The organism is Roseovarius sp. MBR-154 (assembly GCF_053628595.1).
In genome coordinates this window covers 218,706-234,511 of the sequence record NZ_JBRJGR010000003.1, presented here as the reverse complement: position 1 = coordinate 234,511, position 15,806 = coordinate 218,706, and the positions used below count along the sequence as shown (strand labels likewise).

Here is a 15,806-nt window from a genome sequence, read left to right as displayed (position 1 = left end):
TGGTTTTTCTCAACCATGGTGGCCGACCGCAGCCTTATCGCCGGAACGCTTGCGGAGACGGGAACATTGGAGACGGCGTGACACCCAGGTTGTGTCCCAAGGCGGCGCGTAAGAACGCCGATCTTCGGAAAGGCCCTGCTTCGGTCCGGACGCCACAACGGACCGCCTGACATTGAAATGGTCACGCAGGCGCGCGATGGGTTCAAGGTGATGGAACGACGCGCCCGCTCTGCCGAAAACCGCCTGACACGAGCGACCCGCCCCCCGAAACCTCCACCCGGATCACCGGACGCCCACGTCACCGCCCGGCCAACACCCGGATGCCGCCTGCGCCCATGGCCGTCACCGGATCGCCGGAGGCCGAACCGCGTCCGCGGCTGCGGGATCTGGCCAATGAGCGCCGCCGGGTTGGCTATCGGCGGATCTTTGCGCTGCTGCGCCGCCGACGAGCCTGACGTAAGGCCGCAGGCAGCCGAGCTCCGATCCTGGTCGAAGCGCGGCCAAACGCCCGGTCGTCGCGCGACTTCACGCAGGACCAGCTTGCCACCCTGATCGAGGGCCGAACACTTTCGCCAGGAACGGACGAAGGTTCGGGCCGGACCACGACCCGGAGATCTCCGGGTCGTGCTGGATTAAGCTTCAGTGGCTGGTCACTCTGCCTCAGATAAAGCTCACATCATCCAGGATGGCGCCGGTATTGGTGATGCCGGTGAAGGTGAGCGTGTCGCCACCCCCGAAATCGAGCAGCAGGAAGCCGTCGGCGTCGAGGCTGGAGATATCGCGCAGATCCTCCGCGTCGGGGTTGCCGCCGCCCAGGAGCGCCGCCTCGAGCGCGACCGCATCCACATTGCCGAAATCCACGATCCGGTCATTGCCCGAACCGAGCCGGAACACGAAGGTATCCGCCCCGAGCCCGCCGCGCAGCACATCAGTGCCCGCGCCGCCATCGAGCGTGTCGCTGCCCGCGTTGCCCTCGAGCCGGTCATCGCCCTCGCCGCCATTCAGGACATCGGCGCCGTTTCCGCCATTCAACGTGTCATTGCCCGCCTCGCCGTTGAGCACGTCATTGGCAAAGCCGCCCTCGAGCAGGTCGTCGCCCACCCCGCCATTCAGCAGATCGTCACTGTTGTTGCCCTGCAGCGTGTCACTGCCGTCGCCACCGTCGAGCGTGTCGAACCCGCCCTGACCCTGCAAGAGGTCATTGCCGCCATCCCCGCTCATCACATCCGAGCCGATGCCGCCGACCAGCAGGTCGTCATCCGCGCCACCCGACATGACATCGTTGCCGGCATTGCCCTGCAGCGTGTCATTGCCGGAACCACCATTGAGCGTGTCGAAGCCATTGAGCCCCTGCACCAGATCATTGCCGCCCCCGGCCTCCACCAGATCAAAGCCGATGCCGGTATTGATCACATCATCGCCATCGCCGCCATTCAGCTCATCATTGCCGGCATTGCCCTCGAGCGTGTCATTGCCGGCACCGCCATTCAGCGTGTCGAAACCGTTGAGCCCCTGCACCAGATCATTGCCGCCCCCGGCCTCCACCAGATCAAAGCCGATGCCGGTATTGATCTGGTCATCGCCATCGCCCGCGTCGATGGTGTCATTCCCGGCACCGCCGAACACTACGTCATTGCCGCCGCGCGCCTCCAGCTGGTCGTCTCCGCCCAGCCCGTCTATCACGTCTGCGCCCTCCCCTCCGGTCAGATCTTCTCCGAGCGCCGTGCCGATGAGCGAAAGCGGCGTGTTTAGCGCCGAGGTCAGGAAGCTGGTGTCGCCCGTGAGCGCGAAATCGAGCACCGCATTGTCATAAGCCGAGGTGCCCGGAGACAGGCCGGCCGCCTGCGCCGCTGCCTCGGCCGTCTCGCGCACATCCGGGTCGAGCGTCTCGAGCGTCACCAGCGCGCCCGGCATCGCAGGGTCGTAGAAACCCGCCAGGCTTTCTCCGGCGTCGTAGGTGAACAGGCTCTCGGCCTCGGTGTCGACGCGCCAGTCATCGCGATAGGTGCCGTAGAGATCGGCAAAGGTAAAGGGGCGGGCCAGCACCGTACCATCGGCCAGCGCCACATCATTGGCCGCGTTGCCGTCGCCATCCCCCAGAAGCCCCTCGAGCGTGCCCAGCAGTTCGGCATTCAGACGCACATCGAGGTCCATTCGCCCATCTTGCACCCGCACCAGCACCTGGCTGTCACCGTCGTTCACCACACCGTCCGAGCCGGGATAGGCGATCGCATAGGTATCGCCGTTTCGGAAGACGCGACCGTTGCCTACCGCGATGGACGCGCCGTCATCCAGTGCTGTGGCGGTACCGCCGATATGCAACGGCGTGGCGTCGGCGGCATCTATCATCACCGCGACACCGTCGAGATTGGTCGAAATCGACTCGTTCACGCTGACATTCGGACCGACCGGCACCATGCGCGCCTGCAGCATGAAATCGCCCGCGTCGGCAGATTGCAACAGCACGAATTCCCCGGCTGCCTGAAAGTCATAGCCGATCCCGTCCAACGTCTGCAGGTGCGGGTCGCCCGACACCCAGCCAAGGGTGGGCAGGTCGGGCAGTTGGGGCAAGTCGAAATCGCCCGGATCGACAGGCCCGGTCCCGATCAGCCCGTCAAACAGCGGCGTGTCGCGTGGCACACCCTCCAGAAGCGAACGTATCGTGTCGAATGTGCTTGTGATAAAGCTGAAATCCCCCGCCGCCAGATCCTCAAGAAAGCCCACAGAGGCATCGACGATATCCTCCACTGTGGTGCCGTCGGGCAGGTCCGCATCCTGCAGGCTCGCCTCGATCTGCGCCTCTAGCGTCGGAATGATCGAGTTCAGATGGCTGAAATCGGTGGCCAGAAGCGATGCCTCGGCCACGTCCAGCAGATCGAGGTATTCGCCCACGGTGACAGTGGTCGGGTCGGCGCTCAATGCGGCCTGGAAATCCGTGTCGCCGGTGAAGGCCGCGACCGAGGACAGCAGGCCGCTCCATAGCGTGAAGTCTTCGGGCGAGGTGATTTCGGGAAAGTCGGGCAGCATGGGTGCTCCTCCTGAATTTGGTTTGAATTGATTCTATTCACAGCCCCCCAATGGGCAGCGGCACTCGTCCCAATACACTCTCTCAGCATGTCAATTCAGGGGCTATCCGGCAAGGGGCTGTACGCTTCAGCCTTGCAAGATCTCTCGTTTGCATCAGGCCGACCGGGCAAGATCAGATGATACACACATCTTTCGGAAGAGCGTCGGTATTGATCACGCCGGAGAAGGTGAGCGTGTCGCCACCGAAACCCGGCACCCGGCCATTGCACGGGCCCAGGCGGCAGGCGAAACCATGCTGGTGGCAGAGATGCCGGGGCCGGGTCGGTTGCATGCTGCAGAGGTGGCCCCGCCGACCAACCTCGCACCCGCGCCGCGTGACGGCGGCCCCCCGAGAGGAAAACCCTCAAGCGTCGGAAGGCCGCGCGGCCTTGCGCCATCTGGCCCTTCAGGCCGTACGCAAGAAGCCTCACCAGCCGACCATTTTCGCCATCGAACTCAGGCCCTCCCCTGTCGCCAAGGCGATTCACTGATCACGCAGGCCATGGCCAGCAGTCCCCATCGCCTCGACACCGGTTCTAGAAGTTCAGCGAGATGTCACGGTGCTTGGAGTTGCAGGAGGCGACAAACAGCGCCTGTTCGCGCGGCAGTTTCGGCTGCTGACGCAGGCCGATGGTTCCGCTGATCGCAGCCTTGTACTCTCTCAGATCGGGCAGCAACTCCTCCTGTGCCCGCAGCCGCCACGCCACCTCGGCCTCGAAGAGCGCGCGCGCCTCGGCGATAAACTCGGCGGCGCGTTCGGGATCCGGCGACCTGTCGTCAATCTCGCGGCGCGCATCCGAGAGCAACCCGCGAATGTCATTCGCACCGGCGACATCGCCGAGCGCGCGCTCGACCTCCTTGAATCGCGCATCGGCGGTTTCACGGTCCATATCCGGCGCATCGTCGGCGAGCGCGGCGATTTGCTCATCGAGAGCGGCAAGCGTGTCCGCCGTCGCGATGACATCAATCAACTCCTGAACCGGCTCATAGGCCTGATCCACCGTGCGGCGATACAGGCCGCGCGCACGCCGATCCGCAGAGGTGATCTGGGAATAGGCCGCCTGCAACGCCTTCCACTCTTCAGGAACCTGCTCGAGCAGCGCTTCGCGTTCGGCTTCCATCCTGTCGACCCGCGCCTGCAGCGCGTCGGTATCGCCAAAGCCGCGCTGGATCTGCACACGCAGATCCTCGAGTTCGGCCTCGAGCCGGCGCGCATCGCGCTGCAGGGCGCGGACCACCGTATGTTGCGGGCGATAAGCGACTGCCTTCTCCGCCAGCTGCTGCTTGATCTCCTCGATCTCCGCCATCATCGGGAACGCGCTGCGGGCCTTCTCCAGACCCTGCTCGAAATCGTCCCGCAGGTCTTCGGGCAGGTAAGACAGATCGAGCCTGCCTGCCCGCTCGATGGCGGCCAGGATGCTGTCGCCATTGCGCGCGAATTCCTGCGCGACGTAGTTCTCGACGCAATATTGCAGCGCCGGATTGATCGGTGGCGGCGCGGTTTCCGCCGTCAGAGAGCTGCGCATCGGCAGATAATTCACCAGCGGCGGATAGGCGGCGACGATCAGCAGCGCCACGATCTGAAGGGCGATGAAGGGCAGGACACCGATATAGATCTGAATCGTCTTGACCGCCTTCGACGCGACCCCGCGCAGATAGAACAGCGCGAATCCGAAGGGCGGGGTGAGGAACGATGTCTGGATGTTGAGGCCGATCATGACACCGAGCCAGACAGCGGTCACATTCGCCTCGGGATCGGCCAGCAGGATGGGGGCGACGATCGGCACCACGACCACGGCGATCTCGATGAAATCAAGAAAGAAGCCGAGCACGAAGATCACCAGCATGACGATGGCGAATTTGGTCCAGAAGCCGCCGGGCAGTCCTTCGAGGAAATGCTTGACCAGTTCCTCGCCGCCGAACGCCCGGAACGCAGAGGTCAGCATCGCCGCCCCGAGAAGGATGATGAACACCAGCGAGGTTGTCTTGGCGGTCTCGAGCATAACGCCGGTCAGGGCGTTCTCGGTCACAAAGGCGCGGTATCCGCTCCAGATGATCGAGATTGTGATGATCACCACGCCAAGGATAGCCAGATTGACGCCGAACGCATCCTCCGCGTTTGTAATATTCTGTACATTGGTGTCGTAATTCGCCAGCACGAAGGCAATCAGACCGAGCCCTGACAGCGCCATTATGGCGGGCACGAATTGCAGCCGACCGCCGGGATGAAGACGGTATCCCGCCATGACCAGCGCGCCGACGGCCCCGATGGCCCCCGCCTGATTGACCGTGGCGATCCCGCCGATGATCGACCCCAGCACCATCATGATGAGCGTGAGGGGCGGCACCATCGCAAGCAGGACCCGGCCCAGGAACCGGAGGTCGAAATTGCCCTCGTGATGCACGGCGGGCGCAAGGCGCGGGCGCAGGATGGCGACGGTGAGGATGAACAGGATATAGAGGCCAACAAGCACCAGCCCCGGCACCAGAGCGCCAAGGAACATGTCCCCCGCACTGGTCGAGACCACGCCGTATTCCGACGGCATCATCAATTCGCCGGTGACTTCCTTGTAGAGCGTCTGACGCATCTGTCCGGCCTGATCCACCGCCGAGGCCAACTGGTCGGCGAGAATGATCAGCACGATCGAGGGCGGGATGATCTGGCCAAGCGTCCCCGAGGAGGCGATGATGCCGCTGGAGAGCGAATTGGAATAGCCGTTGCGCATCATCGCGGGCAGCGAGATGAGCCCCATGGCGACCACCGTCGCCCCCACGATCCCGGTTGTGGCGGCCAAGAGCGCGCCCACCACGACGACCGATATCCCAAGACCACCCGGAACCGGCCCGAACAGCTGCGCCATGGTGACCAGCAGGTCTTCGGCGATCTTCGAGCGCTGCAACATGATGCCCATGAAGATGAACAGCGGAATCGCGATCAGCGTGTCTCGTTCAGGCTCCCAATAGACGCCACGCAGGTTGGTCACCCCCGCGCTCAACCATTGCGATGGACCACCGGATTCGAAATAGGCGTCAACGCTGCCCTCGAAGAGATAGCCCGAACCGGCGGCCAGCAGGATCGTGAGGATCGCAGACCCGGGAAGCGCAAAGGCCACCGGATAGCCCGAGCCAAGCGCGGTTGCCATGATCACGATGAGAAGAAGAAGGAAGAACAGCTCCATCAGGTCGGGCCTTATCTCTTACATTATTTCGGCATGCGTCTCGCGCGCACCGGGTTCGCCGCGCTTGTCGGCGACGGCCTCGAAGAATTGCGCGACGAACTGGACCATCATCGTGACGGCGAAGACCCCGAGAAAACCGGCCATGAAATATTTGACATACATGCCAAACCCGGCCTGCGTGACCTCGAAGACCAGGATCGGCCCGACAATGATGCTCGACGACGAGCCGAAACCCAGGATGAGGATGGTCCAGCACAGCAGCATGCCCAGCAGGACCGCCCCCCACGCGTTGACCCGGCCCTTTTTCTCGCGCCGCATGCTGGCGTAGAACAGATCGACCCGCACATGCCCGTCCTCGAGCAGCGTATAGGCGGAGGCAAACAGGAAAAGCGCGCCATACCAGAAGCGCACCAGATCCGCCATGAAGGCCTGTTCATAGGAAAACACGAACCGGCTGAACACGATCAGAAGTTCCGCGATCACCACCAGAAGGGCCAGCCAGATGAACCCCAAGGACCGCGTGACCGCTGCGATCAGGATGCCGAGGATCACCAATGGGGTGTGAAAATAAAGGCCGCGAAACTCCGCCCGGCCGAGGTTTCCAGCCAGATCCGCGCCCACCATGCCCTCCAGCATGCTATTGACTCGCAGGAAAGACACCACTGCATCTCCCAGCCCGACCAGCAGCACGACCCAGAACGCCGCGCGCACAAGGAACGTGTTGAATGTGGTGATCTCCGCGGCCTCTGACCGGAGCGTCCTGTGGGGCGTCTTCAGAACATGCCACATGCCGAGAAGGATCGCGACGCAGTAAAGCGCGATCTGGACGACCGCCCCAAGGCCGCCGCCAGAGAATGCCGATGTCGCTCCTGGAAAATCGAACCAGAATTTCAGAACTGCGTTAAGCAAGAATGCGACCATGACACTCAGCATGGTCCAGCCGAATATTCGCACCAGCGGCGCCGGTGCGCCCTGCGACTCCATCATCCGGACTCCCCCGTCCCTTGTTTACTGTAGCCGTGGTGGGTCGGGCCAGATGAAAATCCGGCCCGACCATGACTGACAGGCAAACCGCCGGCAAACCGGCGCGGTCCGCCTCAGATCTTCAGGTAGCGGTTCCGCTTCACGACATAGGGAGCGTCCGAAAGGTTCGACCAGGTGCCCACATTGTTGCGGACCTCAAGGAAACTGTCGAAGATTTCCTTGGCCAGCGGGCTGTGATCGCGCGCTTCCTCGATCACCTCGGTGGCCGCATCGCCGAAGGCCTCGTAGACATCATCGTTGAACTCGCGCAGTTCGACGCCGTACTCATTGATCAGACGGTTCAGGTAAACACCGTTGTTGTAGTTGGTCTCGGCGGCCTGCAAGGCGTTTTCCTCTGCGCAGGCGGCGGTCAGTATGCGCTTGTTGCTGTCCGACAAAGCCCCCCACCATTCGGCGTTGAAGCCCATGCAAAGCTGGCTGCCCGGCTCGTGCATGCCCGGCCAGTAATAATACTTCGCCGCCTCGTAGAGTTTGAGGAAGAAGTCGTTCCAGGGGCCGACCCACTCGGTCGCGTCGATGGCACCGGAGACGAGGTTTTCGTAAATCTGACCGCCCGGAAGCGAGACCGGCGAGGCGCCGACCTTGGCCATGACGTCGCCGCCGAGACCCGGAATACGCATTTTCAGACCCTTGAGGTCTTCGGGCGAGTTGATTTCCTTGTTGAACCAGCCGCCCATCTGCACGCCGGTATTGCCGCATGGCATGCCGCGGATGCCGAACTCGGCCCCGAGTTTTTCCAGCAGCTCCTGACCACCGCCGAACTTCATCCAGGCGTCGATCTCGGTATAGGTCAGGCCGAACGGAACGGCGGTGAAGGGCGCCCAGGCCGGGTGCTTGCCTTTCCAGTAATAATCGGCACCGATATAGGCGTTGGCATTGCCCGAGGCGACCTCGTCAAAGCTGTCGAATGCGCCGACACGCTCGCCGGCGGCGAAATATTGAACGGCGATGGCACCTTCGGTCAGTTCTTCGATCCGCGCGGCCAGCCGTTGGGCGCTTGTTCCCAGACCCGGAAAATCCCGTCCCCATGTGGACACGATGACCAGATCAATGCGCTCTTGCGCGATTGCCGGGGCCGCGAGAGCCGCGGATGCGGCGGCACCCCCCGTCGCAACCTTGAGAAACTTGCGTCGTTCCATTAATTCACTCCTCCTGTTGCACCCATCTTTGGTGACGGGCGTTCTTTTGATTTGTTAGCCCGGGTACATGACCATCAAATCAAACGAAATGGAAGCCTCGTTTCGCCTGTTGCGACCGAACGTCCCTGCGGAATGTTGCAAAATTAGCGGCATCGGATCCGCTGCTTTGACCGGACATGTCGCCCTGACCGGGGGAGCCGAAAGCGTTGCCCATTAAACAGGCATAATTTCAGGCATTTGACGCTAGCTTGGGCAGTTTCGGAACGGCAATCATCGAGTCGTCGCGACGCAGACGGGCGGTGCAGGCGTGGCTCGCCGTCGATAAACCTCATGTTCGCGCGGCCCCCTCACGGTCTTGCGACGTCAACGCCATCGTGCCGCGCGCCTGCCCGACAGTCGCGGATTCCGGGCACGGCGCGGGATCTGGCAGTCGCGGCGCAAGCGCGCTAAGAGCAGGGGGTACGGGCACGATCATGTGCCCGCTTGCGCCGCCCAATGCCTGGGCCTCCGCGTTTAATACATGCCCCGACGCCCCCACGGGCCTCTCAGTCAAACGGATGATGAACGATGCTGCATTCTGCTCTGGGTTTCGAAGGCGCGATGAGCGCGCCACACCGTGCCGCCGCGCTGGCCGGGCGCGATGTGCTGCGCGAGGGTGGCACGGCCGTCGAGGCGATGGTCGCCGCCGCCGCCACAATAGCCGTGGTCTATCCGCATATGAACGGCATCGGCGGTGACGGGTTCTGGCTGATCAAGCGCCCCGGCGAGGCACCGGTCGGCATTTTCGCCGGCGGACAGGCGGCGGCGCTGGCGACGCCTGACTGGTACGCAGGCCAAGGCCACACGCAGGCGATCCCCGCGCGCGGCGGGCTGGCGGCACTGACCGTGCCCGGCACGGTGGGTGGCTGGCAGGCCGCGCTCGATCTGCATGCGACGCGCCTGCCGCTGGCCCGGCTTCTGACCCCGGCCATCAAATATGCGCAAGACGGCATCGCCGTCACCGGTAACCAGTCGCGCACCACCGCCGAAAAGCTCGACGGTCTGCGCGAGGTTCCGGGCTTTGCCGAGACATTCCTGCTGGGCGGTGAGGTGCCCGCGCCCGGTGCGCGGTTGCGGCAGGGCGCACTTGGCAAGACCCTGCGGCATCTGGCGGAAAACGGGCTGGGCGCGTATTACAAGGGTCCGGTCGCCGCGTCCCATGCCGCCTGGCTCGAAGCGCACGGCAGCCCGCTGCGCGAAAGCGATTTCGCCGAATATACGGCAGAGCGTGTCACCCCCTTGAGTGTGCAGACCTCGCAGGGCCGCCTCTATAACATGATCCCGCCGACACAGGGCGTGTCGTCGCTGATGATCCTTGGCCTCTTCGACCGTCTGAACGTGAAGCAGGGCGAGGGCTTCGATCACCTCCACGGGTTGATCGAGGCCACCAAGCAGGCCTTCATCAAGCGCAATGCCGAATTGGGCGATCACACGCATATGAGCAGCCCTGCTCAGGACTGGTTGAGCGATGCGACCCTCGACAGCCTCGCCGCCCGCATTGACATGGCAAAGGCCCTGCCCTGGCCGCATGAGCCCAAGGCGGGCGATACGATCTGGATGGGGGCCTGTGACCGCGAGGGAACCGTGGTCAGCTTCATCCAGTCGGTGTTCTGGGAATTCGGCTCCGGTCTGACCTGCCCAGAGACCGGCGTCTTCTTCCAAAACCGCGGGGCCGGGTTCTCGCTATCGCCGGGGCCGAATCAACTGGCCCCCGGCAAGCGGCCCTTTCACACCCTCAACCCTGCCATGGCCGAACTCTCGGACGGGCGCGTGCTGTCCTACGGAACCATGGGCGGCGAGGGGCAGCCGCAGACGCAATCGGCGGTCTTCACGCGCCATGTGCAGTTCGGCATGGATCTGCAGGCCGCCGTCACTGCCCCCCGCTGGCTCTTGGGCAAGACATGGGGGCAGGACACGATGACATTGAAACTGGAGGACCGGTTCGATCCGGCGCTGCTCGCGCGGTTGCGCGAGGCCGGGCATGATGTCGAACTGATCGCGCCCTATTCGGACCTCGCGGGCCATGCCGGGGCGATCATGCGCCATCCCTCGGGTCTGATCGAGGCGGCATCCGACCCACGCTCGGACGGGGCCGCGATCACCGATTGATCCGGGCCGTCGGACCTGGTCAGATGCGGTCCCGGCTTACCGGATCGAATTGATCGAGCTTTCCAGCAGGTGCCGAGTATAGGGCGAGCGCGCCTCGGAACGGCGCATCGCCTCGACGCTCAGCACCTCTTCAAACCGGCCTTCCTTCATCACGCCGATGCGTTCGCACAGGTGACCGACGACGCCCAGATCATGCGAGACCATGATATAGGTCAGCCCATGCGCGCGCCGCAGATCGACCAGCAGGTTCAGGATTTCCGCCTGCACCGACACGTCCAGCGCCGAGGTCGGTTCGTCCAGCAACAGGATCGACGGATCGCAGGCCAGCGCGCGGGCAATGGCGACGCGCTGGCGCTGCCCGCCCGAAAGCTGGTGCGGATAGCGAAATCGAAATCCCGGGCCGAGCCCCACATCGTCGAGCAGGCGACCGATGCGGCTGTCGATATCCTGAACCCCGTGCAGCCCCATCGCCTCCGAGAGCACCCGGTCCACGGTCTGGCGCGGGTGCAGCGAGGCATACGGATCCTGAAATACCATCTGCACCTTGCTGTAAAACGCCTTGCTGCGCGTCAGGCCAAGGGGTTCCCCGGCGACAGTCATCGCGCCCGACCACGTGGGCACCAGCCCGGCGATGGCGCGCAGGATCGTCGACTTGCCCGAACCGCTCTCGCCCACCAGACCAAAGCTTTCGCCCTCCGCCACCTCGAAATCGACAGCGCGCACGGCATGGGCGCGATCCGCCCCCGCGCCGAACCAGACATCGAGATCGCTGACCGTGACCGCACTCATTGCCGGGCACTCACCGAGGCGGCCTCGCGCCATGCCGGATCACGCCTGAGCACCTCCAGATGGTCGCGCGGATTCTCCAGGTCGGGCACGGCGTTGAGCAGGCCGAGCGTGTAGGGATGGCGCGCGTTGCGCAGCTCGCTCGCCTTGCAGGTCTCGACGATGCGGCCCGCATACATGATCACGATCCGGTCGCAGAACTTGGCCACGAGGTTCAGATCGTGGCTGATGAACATCAGCCCCATGCCCCGGTCGCGCACCAGCTTGTCGACGATGTCGAGCACCTGAAGCTGCACCGACACATCGAGCGCCGATGTCGGCTCGTCCGCGATCAGGATTTCCGGGTTTGGCAGCAGCATCATCGCGATCATCACGCGTTGACCCATGCCGCCCGACACCTCGTGCGGATAGAGATCGAACACCCGCCGGGGCTCACGGATCGCCACCTCGTCCAGCATCTCCAGCGCCCGCTTGCGCGCCGCGCCGCGCGACACCCTCTCATGCGCGCGCAGCGCCTCGACCAGTTGCTGACCGACCGTCATCACCGGATTGAGCGAGAATTTCGGGTCCTGCATGATCATCGACACCCGACCGCCGCGCAGTTGCCGCATGCGTTTTTCCGGCACCGACAGGATGTCTTCGCCATGCACGTTCAGCCGGTCCGCCTCGATCATGCCCGGCGGGCGGATCAGCCGCAGCACCGCGCGCCCGGTCATCGACTTGCCCGAGCCGCTCTCGCCGACGATCCCCAGCCGCTCCTTGCCCAAGGTAAAGGAGATGCCCCGCACCGCGTCGAAGACACCGCTGCGGGTGCGGAATTTCACCCAGAGGTTCTCCACATCCAGAAGCGGCGCATCGGTCATGAATTGTCCTCTTTCGGATCGAGCACGTCGCGCATGCCGTCGCCCAACAGGTTGAAAGCGAGGCTGATGGCAAAGATCGCGATGCCGGGGATCGTCGCGACCCACCAGGAATCGAGAATGTATTTGCGTCCCTCCGAGATCATTGCGCCCCATTCCGGGCTGGGCGGCTGCGCGCCAAGCCCGAGAAAGCCCAGCCCCGCCGCCGTCAGGATGATCCCCGCCATGTCGAGCGTGACCCGGATCACCAGCGACGAGATGCACAAGGGCCAGATATGCCGCGTGACGATGCGGAACGGCCCCGCCCCCTGCAACCGGATCGCGTGAATGTAATCGGAATTGCGGATGGTCAGCGTCTCGGCCCGCGCGATCCGCGCATAGGGTGGCCAGGCGGTCAGCGAGATCGCCAGCACCGCGTTCTCGATCCCCGCCCCGAGGGCCGCCACGAAGGCCAGCGCAAGGATCAGCCGCGGAAAGGCCAGGAAAATATCGGTCATGCGCATCAGCACCACGTCGATCCATCCGCCCGCATAACCCGAGACGGTGCCGACAATCAGCCCCACAAGCGGGGCCACCATGACCACCAGCACCACGATATAGATGGAAATCCGCGCACCATAGAGCAGCCGGGAATAGATGTCGCGCCCCAGGCTGTCGGTGCCGAATAGGTGCCCGCCCTCGCCCGGCGCCAGCAACCTCTGCCCCAGATCCTGCGCAAAGGGATCATGCGTCGCCAGCAGCGGCGCAAAGATCGCGGCGAGGATCAGGACTCCCAGAACCAACAGGCCGAGCATCGCCAGCGTGTTCGAGCGCAGCGACAGCCAGCCCTTGTACCACGACGCGAACCGCGCCTGTCGGCGCGACGTCGGCTCGTCGCTCAGAAGCCAGTCGCGCAGGCCTTGCGACGTGCTCATTTGGACCTCGGATCGAAGAAACGGTAGAGCAGGTCGGACAGGATGTTGATCGCCACGAAGATCGTGCCGATCACGATGGTCCCGCCCAGCACCGCATTCATGTCATTGGCCAGCAGCGATGTGGTGATGTATTGTCCCAGCCCCGGCCAGGCAAAGATGATCTCGGTCAGCACCGAGCCTTCGAGCAGGTTGGCATAGGCCAGCGCGATCACCGTCACCAGCTGGATGCGGATGTTGCGAAAGGCATGGCCCCAGACCACCTGCCATTCGCTCAGCCCCTTGACCCGCGCGGTGATCACGTATTCCGAGCCGAGCTGTTCGAGCATGAAGGAGCGCGTCATGCGGCTGATATAGGCGAGGCTGTAATAGCCCAGCAGGGATGCGGGCAGGATGATATGCGAGAACGCGCTGCGGAACACCGCCCATTCGCCGCGCAGGGCGCTGTCGACCAGCAGCATCCCGGTGATCGGTTCGACAATGCCCTGATAGAAAATGCCCAACCGGCCCGGTCCGGAGACCCAGCCGAGAATGCCGTAAAATACCAAAAGCCCCACGAGACCGAGCCAGAAGATCGGCATGGAATACCCGATCAGCCCGACAAACCGCGCCAGTTGGTCGATCCAGCTGCCCCGGCGCACCGCCGCGATCACCCCGAGCGGCACGCCCAGAACGACGCCGAACAGCGTGCCCAGAGTGGCCAGTTCCAGCGTCGCCGGAAACACCCGGGCAATATCGGTCGTCACCTCTTGCCCGGTGCGGATCGATTCTCCGAAATCTCCTTGCAGCACATCCGTCACATAGATCCAGAACTGCACCAGCAACGGCTGATCCAGCCCCAGATCGCGGAAGGTCTGGTTGTATTGTTCCTGCGTCGCGCGCTCGCCGATCACCGCGAGAACCGGGTCGATCGGCATCACCCGGCCGATCATGAAGGTCACGAACAGCAGGCCGAGGATCGTCGCCGCGACGGTCGCAGCCGTCGTCAGCGTCTTCTTCAGCCAGGGTGGGAAGGACGGCCCAAACCGTCCTTCCCCATGTGTCGTATCCGCCATCTACTTGGTGATGACCCAGTAAGAGACCGCCGTTGTCGCGCCACCCGCGACGAAGTTCTCGACATTCGAGCGCATGCCGTTCTGCTCGATCTGCTGGAACATCACGCCGAACGGGCTGACCTGCTGATGCTCGCGCTGCAAATCAAGATACATCTCGCGGCGCGCGTCTGTATCGTTCTCGACCACCGCGGCCAGGGTTCTTTCGCTCATCTCGGGGATGCCCCAGGCGTTGCGCCATGCCAGAAGCCCGGTGGCGCCCGCCTCGTCCGAGTTGTCGGGGTTGTAGGCGAAGGTGCCCGCATTGGTGTTCGGGTCCGGATAATCCGGCCCCCAGGCCCCCAGATAGATGTCATGCTCGCGCGCGCGGTAGCGGTCGAGGGTCTGCGCGCCGGTGCCGACGATCAGCTCGATATCGCAGCCAAGCTGCCCCCAGGTGTTCTGCAACGATTGCGCGATATCCAGCCGTTCCTGCGCGTCGCGCACCGAGATCTTGATCGGCCCGCAGTCCGGATGGGCAGATTCGGCCAGCGCAGCCTTGGCCGCCTCGATGTCATAGGCGAACGGTGTCTCCTTCAGGGCCCCGAGGAACGTCAGCGGCAGAAACGCCTGATGCACGGTGTATTGCCCCTTGAGGAACGAGCCTGACATGCCCTCGTAATCGGTGGCCAGCTTCAGCGCCTCGATGACCTTGGGATCGGCCAGCATCTCCTTCTTCTGGTTGGCCGAGAAATACATCAGACGGCCCCGCAGCTCGTCGACGATCTTGACGCCCTCGGCATCCGAAAGACCGGCCACATCCTCCGGCGAGAGGTTGCGCGCCACGTCGATATCGCCGCGCTCCAGCTGCAGGCGCTGCGTCGCGCTTTCCTGAATGTGCTGGACGATCACCCGTTCCATCGCCGGCGTCTCGCCGCCATAATTGGGGTTGAGATCCATCAGCACGCTCTCGCTCGGCTTCCAATCAACCACCTTGTAGGGTCCGGACCCGGCGGTATTGGTGCGCAGCCAGGCGTTGCCCATGTCGCCATCGACCGCGTTCGCCATCGCGGTTTCCATGTCCACGATCCCGCCTATGGTGGCGGTCAGGCAGTTCAGCACGAAAGACAGCGCATAGGGCTTGTCGAGCGTCAGAACCAGCGTCCGGTCATCCGGCGCGACGATGGTCTGCTCGACATTCTCCGGGGTGAATCCGAACTGCGTCAGGATGAACGAGGGGGTCTTGTTCAACTGCACCGCCCGGCGCAGCGAAAACTCGGCATCCTTGGCCGTCACCGGGTTGCCCGAGGCAAAGACATGCCCCTCGGCCATGGTGAAGGTGATGGTCTTGCCATCCTCGGAAATCTCCCAGCTCTCGGCCAGTTGCGGCTGATACCCGGCATCAAGATCGAGCGGATCGAAATTGACCAGCTTCTGATAGACATTGCGGCTGACATCCGCGCCCGCGAATTCAAAGCTCTCGGCCGGATCAAAGGTCTTGATATCGTCGATCCGGTTGGCGATGACCAGCATGTTCGGCGGCGTCTCGGCGGCGCCGGGGGCGGCCACGCCGGCCGCCAGAATGGAGGCAACCGCAGCGGCAACTAATGATCGTCTCATGATGTGAATCCCTGTTGCTGTT

10 protein-coding genes and 1 pseudogene are annotated in these 15,806 nt (G+C 63.7%); 2 read left to right on the top strand and 9 right to left on the bottom strand.

Translation table 11 applies throughout. The features are described from left to right. Positions 1-353: 353 nt before the first annotated feature. Positions 354-545: pseudogene (locus ACSSV4_RS06065) on the top strand (IS3 family transposase); the annotation flags it as partial. A 115-nt stretch (positions 546-660) separates the two neighbouring features. Here the strand turns inward: ACSSV4_RS06065 and ACSSV4_RS06060 are convergent. The 4 genes from ACSSV4_RS06060 to ACSSV4_RS06045 form a co-directional block, all read right to left on the bottom strand. Then, positions 661-3,027: a VWD domain-containing protein gene (locus tag ACSSV4_RS06060; RefSeq protein ID WP_454274092.1), complete on the bottom strand. Its 2,367-nt coding sequence runs from the start codon at positions 3,025-3,027 to the stop codon at positions 661-663. Positions 3,028-3,602: 575 nt separating this feature from the next. Continuing rightward, positions 3,603-6,245 (bottom strand): TRAP transporter large permease subunit, encoded by a 2,643-nt coding sequence (locus ACSSV4_RS06055; protein ID WP_454274091.1) that lies wholly within the window; start codon positions 6,243-6,245, stop codon positions 3,603-3,605. A gap of 18 nt (positions 6,246-6,263) precedes the next feature. After that, positions 6,264-7,232, bottom strand: a complete 969-nt coding sequence (locus tag ACSSV4_RS06050) for a TRAP transporter small permease subunit (protein WP_454274090.1) — start codon at positions 7,230-7,232, stop codon at positions 6,264-6,266. A 110-nt stretch (positions 7,233-7,342) separates the two neighbouring features. After that, positions 7,343-8,428: a TRAP transporter substrate-binding protein gene (locus ACSSV4_RS06045; protein ID WP_454274089.1), complete on the bottom strand. Its 1,086-nt coding sequence runs from the start codon at positions 8,426-8,428 to the stop codon at positions 7,343-7,345. A 567-nt stretch (positions 8,429-8,995) separates the two neighbouring features. Here ACSSV4_RS06045 and ACSSV4_RS06040 point away from each other — a divergent pair. Further along, a complete protein-coding gene (locus ACSSV4_RS06040) occupies positions 8,996-10,576 on the top strand; it encodes a gamma-glutamyltransferase family protein (RefSeq protein WP_454274088.1) in 1,581 nt (526 codons plus the stop codon). A 36-nt stretch (positions 10,577-10,612) separates the two neighbouring features. Here ACSSV4_RS06040 and ACSSV4_RS06035 read toward each other — a convergent pair whose 3' ends face one another. From ACSSV4_RS06035 to ACSSV4_RS06015, 5 genes are read right to left on the bottom strand one after another with little or no spacing between them, the layout of a single operon-like run. Beyond that, positions 10,613-11,365, bottom strand: a complete 753-nt coding sequence (locus ACSSV4_RS06035; RefSeq protein ID WP_454274087.1) for an ABC transporter ATP-binding protein — start codon at positions 11,363-11,365, stop codon at positions 10,613-10,615. Next, positions 11,362-12,225 carry an ABC transporter ATP-binding protein gene (locus tag ACSSV4_RS06030; protein WP_454274086.1) on the bottom strand — a complete coding sequence of 288 codons (864 nt, stop codon included), beginning with the start codon at positions 12,223-12,225 and terminating at the stop codon, positions 11,362-11,364. The genes ACSSV4_RS06035 and ACSSV4_RS06030 overlap by 4 nt, the downstream gene beginning before the upstream one ends. Beyond that, complete coding sequence (locus tag ACSSV4_RS06025) at positions 12,222-13,136, bottom strand: ABC transporter permease (protein WP_454274085.1); 915 nt, start codon at positions 13,134-13,136, stop codon at positions 12,222-12,224. Before ACSSV4_RS06025 ends, ACSSV4_RS06030 begins: the two co-directional genes overlap by 4 nt. Beyond that, the gene (locus ACSSV4_RS06020) at positions 13,133-14,188 is read right to left on the bottom strand and encodes an ABC transporter permease (protein ID WP_454274084.1); all 1,056 of its coding nucleotides are present in this window, start codon (positions 14,186-14,188) and stop codon (positions 13,133-13,135) included. The genes ACSSV4_RS06025 and ACSSV4_RS06020 overlap by 4 nt, the downstream gene beginning before the upstream one ends. Then, entirely contained in the window at positions 14,189-15,784 is a 1,596-nt protein-coding gene (locus ACSSV4_RS06015) for an ABC transporter substrate-binding protein (RefSeq protein ID WP_454274083.1), read from the bottom strand. Between the last annotated feature and the right edge of the window lie 22 nt (positions 15,785-15,806).

Bases quoted from the DNA above. Each gene is read 5' to 3' on its own strand.
- ACSSV4_RS06060 (WP_454274092.1), bottom strand. From the start codon at position 3,027: ATGCTGCCCGACTTTCCCGAAATCACCTCGCCCGAAGACTTCACGCTA.
- ACSSV4_RS06055 (WP_454274091.1), bottom strand. From the start codon at position 6,245: ATGGAGCTGTTCTTCCTTCTTCTTCTCATCGTGATCATGGCAACCGCG.
- ACSSV4_RS06050 (WP_454274090.1), bottom strand. From the start codon at position 7,232: ATGATGGAGTCGCAGGGCGCACCGGCGCCGCTGGTGCGAATATTCGGC.
- ACSSV4_RS06045 (WP_454274089.1), bottom strand. From the start codon at position 8,428: ATGGAACGACGCAAGTTTCTCAAGGTTGCGACGGGGGGTGCCGCCGCA.
- ACSSV4_RS06040 (WP_454274088.1), top strand. From the start codon at position 8,996: ATGCTGCATTCTGCTCTGGGTTTCGAAGGCGCGATGAGCGCGCCACAC.
- ACSSV4_RS06035 (WP_454274087.1), bottom strand. From the start codon at position 11,365: ATGAGTGCGGTCACGGTCAGCGATCTCGATGTCTGGTTCGGCGCGGGG.
- ACSSV4_RS06030 (WP_454274086.1), bottom strand. From the start codon at position 12,225: ATGACCGATGCGCCGCTTCTGGATGTGGAGAACCTCTGGGTGAAATTC.
- ACSSV4_RS06025 (WP_454274085.1), bottom strand. From the start codon at position 13,136: ATGAGCACGTCGCAAGGCCTGCGCGACTGGCTTCTGAGCGACGAGCCG.
- ACSSV4_RS06020 (WP_454274084.1), bottom strand. From the start codon at position 14,188: ATGGCGGATACGACACATGGGGAAGGACGGTTTGGGCCGTCCTTCCCA.
- ACSSV4_RS06015 (WP_454274083.1), bottom strand. From the start codon at position 15,784: ATGAGACGATCATTAGTTGCCGCTGCGGTTGCCTCCATTCTGGCGGCC.